We start from the raw sequence: 3343 nt of genomic DNA, 5'->3' as shown, positions 1-3343 counted from the left end.
GGATCATCCAGCCCTATCGGCTGGTTGGAAACTGCCGCGACAAGCTCGTTGCTCATCCCAAAAGTGGCGCGGAGGCGGAATCGTTGCCGCGTGCTGCTGAACACATAAATGATGCCCTCATCCGTGTCCGACAGTTGCACCGCCTTCGCCACGATCGTCTCCAGCACGGTGTCAAGATCGAGCGTCGAGTTGACAGCCTTGCTGACTTCCCCGAGCGCCTCAAGTTCGCCAACCGAGCGTGCAAGCTCGGCCGTGCGCGCCTGCACTTCTTGATATAGCCGCCCCAGCTGCTCGGACGTCTGGTTGACATTTCTGGCAAGCACGCCAAGCTCGTCCCGGTTGACGACGGCAACCTGTTGCGCAAAGTCGCCGGCCGCGATCTGGCGCAGACGCATCTCGATCTTCTTGACCGGCTCGATCAATGACCAGGAGATGATGTAGCCGAGCCCGAGTGCAAGCAGGATGCTGCCCACCGCAAAGGAGACCACGATCAGTCGTGACGTCCCGTACGCCCCTTCGGTCGCCTTGATTGCCGCCACCATGTCGGCTTCCGCGATGTTGACCAGTTGGTTGGTCAGCCGCTCGAGGCGGTCGGCCGATGGTATGATTTCATCGAGCTGCATCCTGCGCGCCTCGTCGGTGCGCCCGGCGCGGATGAGCTCGACGACTTGGGTGACCTTTGCGGTCAACTGGTTGTATTCTTGCCGGACCTGGGCCAGCAATTGCTTCTCGTTTGCGGCGACAAACTCCATGCGGTCGAGGTCGTATCCAAACTGGTTGACCTGGCGCAACGCCGCATCAAGCATCCTTTCGTCCTGAAGCAAAAGCGCAGTCGAGACGCTGTAGAGTTGGTTCGTCGTGTCGTGCTGGACCTGGCGATAGGCGGCAATCTTGCGCTGCAGCTTGATCAGCTCGGTCGTCTGGGCATTGACTCCGCTGAGCACCTGCAAGCCGACGGCTCCAAGCACGATCAGCATTCCGACGATTGACAGGAACGCGATCAACAGCTTGGTCTGGACGCCAAACGGCAGCTGCGCAACCCAACCAATCAGCCGTCTCGTCAGGTTAACCGGCTTATTCCAGGAGGCTAAGAAGATCACTCCGGAACTCCTCCAGGTCGAACCCAGCGCCGAGATATTGTACGCGCACCATGCCATGCCGATCTACGAGCGACGCCAGTAGAGTATGATCGACGTCACCATTGGCCGTCTTAATCGCGATAACGCCGTATTTTCGTCCAACTTCATGGACAGTCGCCGGATCGCCAGTCAGAAACGACCAGCCCTTCAAGTCTGCGCCGAAACTCCTGGCATATTGCTTCAGCACCTCGGGGGTGTCGCGCTCCGGGTCGACGGTGATCGTAACGAATACGACCTCGGATCCGAACGCACTGCCTAGCTTGGCTTTGACGCGCGCCATGTTGTCGGTCAGCATCGGGCAGACGTCGGTACACGAAGCAAAGATGAACGCAATCGCGACCACTTTGCCGCGGAGATCGTGTAGCGAGACGGGTGTCCGGTCCTGCGATGTCAGGGTGAAATCCGACGCCGGTCCGATCGTCGGCAGGCGCTGGTTGTGCGCTGCGTCATGCGCATGCGCCGGCCCGGAAAGCAGCGCCAACGACAGAAGAAGTGCCGGCCACCTGCTCATGTCTTCAGCTCGCGCTTCAATTCGCCGAGGAAGCGCCAGTCGGTGCCGTCGGCGATAATCTTCTGCGGAGTGGATTTGATCATGCCCAGTTCCTGCATGCGCAGGGCATAGAAACGCAGGGAGTCTTCGGGATCGAATTCCCGCCACCGGTCGTAGCGGATATCCTTCAGCGTCTGGAGGGCGAAATCGTACGACGGGACAAACTCGCGATCGACCATCTGCCGCGCCACCATACCCGGATCCGACACGCAGAGGTCGGCGGCCTTGACGATGGACCGCAGGACCCGCTTGGTCGCCACCGGGTACTTGTTCACGTACTCCTCCGTGGCGGAGATCATGCAGCAGAAATATTCTGACCACGGACGATCGACAGCATTGTCGAGGATCGTGTGGCCGATCTTCCTGGCGCGCAGCTCCTGCGGCTGGGGCGGCGTGCCGAGGAATGCGTCTATCTTCCCCTCGATAAAGAGTTCCGTCGGCTTGTTGCGTTCAGTCAAGACCCACTGAATATCGTTGACGGGATCGAGCCCGACATAGGCGGCCATAAGGGTCAGCCACACGTGTCGCGAGTTATTAAAACCGTCCACGCCGACCCTCTTGCCGCGCAGATCCGTCACGCTGCGGATGCTCTCCCTGGCGATCAGTTCGAGGCATCCCGAGTGCAACCCGGTGAGCACCTTGATGGGCACGCCGGCGTCGATCGACGCGATCTGATTTGGCGCAAAGTTCACGGAGAAATCGGTCTCACCGCGTGCGATCCATACCGATTGGTCGACGCTCTTGTCGCCCTTGACATAGCGAACGTCGGTGAAGCCCTCTGCGCGCATCAGTTCTCCGGCGATGTAGGCGCCTGCCCAGCAGTAGGAACTACCCACCCACCACGGCAGACGAACCGAGGTCGTTTCCAGCGGTTCCGCCCGGAGTAACTCCGGAAAACCGACGATGCCGGCAGCGCCGGAAATTGCAGCCCCGGCGAGGAATCGGCGACGGGTTTGGATGATCGGCATCAGTACGCTCCTCCGAACTACAAAAAGGGATTGGGACAGCAATCGAGCAAAGAGATTCCGGCAGAGGGTGACATGGTGTCGGCACAGCCGAAAGCTTATGGGCTGGTGCACACTCTTATGTTAACGCCGGAGTCTTGCGCTCCGGTTCGCTGATGCTTGAAGGGTTCCAGCTCCCCGTGCGCAATCATACGCCTTATTTAGGCGGCTGTCATTGACGGCCCTGAATCGCATTCTGGACGTTCGAGCTTATTCTCACACAACATCCGGATCGGGTCACGAAACGAAAATACGCGCTGCGACCTGAAGGTCCGCCATTTGAGATCAGAGACCCCAAGCTGCCCGTCTACTTTCGTGAAGAGTTTCGGGCGCCGGCAGGCGTACGAAAGTCCCCGAGAAAGGAACCCGCGGACCACAGGCGGAAGGCTACGGACATTTTGATTTACTGCTGATCGAACTGCTCAAACAGGTCTCGCTGCTCAGTTGGGAGCACATAAATCTCGCCGGGATCTACTCTTKGAATACCGAGCTACAGTCGCCGGAGGGGTCCAGGCCCTCTTCGCCTTTCCGGCAAGCCTTGTTGCGCGGATCAGCCACTGCCTGATATCAAGCGGCATTTTTCAGTCTCCGGATCCGGATTTCGACGATGCCGCATAAGTTCAATGCTGACCGGCGTCACAAGATAGCCA

The 3343-nt window shown here is 59.3% G+C and carries 3 protein-coding genes; all 3 read right to left on the bottom strand.

From position 1 onward, the window contains the following. Positions 1-1004: HAMP domain-containing protein (locus AC1D06_RS42220; protein ID WP_477991493.1), on the bottom strand; the 1004-nt coding region annotated here is incomplete at its 3' end. A gap of 70 nt (positions 1005-1074) precedes the next feature. Then, positions 1075-1650, bottom strand: a complete 576-nt coding sequence (locus tag AC1D06_RS42215) for an SCO family protein (RefSeq protein WP_477991492.1) — start codon at positions 1648-1650, stop codon at positions 1075-1077. Then, complete coding sequence (locus tag AC1D06_RS42210; RefSeq protein WP_477991490.1) at positions 1647-2657, bottom strand: ABC transporter substrate-binding protein; 1011 nt, start codon at positions 2655-2657, stop codon at positions 1647-1649. Before AC1D06_RS42210 ends, AC1D06_RS42215 begins: the two co-directional genes overlap by 4 nt. Positions 2658-3343: the final 686 nt, after the last annotated feature.

This window comes from Rhizobium sp. P2_G2 (assembly GCF_056403555.1).
The sequence above is the reverse complement of the archived record's forward strand: the minus strand, read 5'-3'. Positions and strand labels throughout refer to the sequence as shown.

What these genes read in the sequence shown, in the direction of transcription:
- AC1D06_RS42210 (WP_477991490.1), bottom strand. Translation starts at nt 2,657, where the DNA reads ATGCCGATCATCCAAACCCGTCGCCGATTCCTCGCCGGGGCTGCAATT.
- AC1D06_RS42215 (WP_477991492.1), bottom strand. Translation starts at nt 1,650, where the DNA reads ATGAGCAGGTGGCCGGCACTTCTTCTGTCGTTGGCGCTGCTTTCCGGG.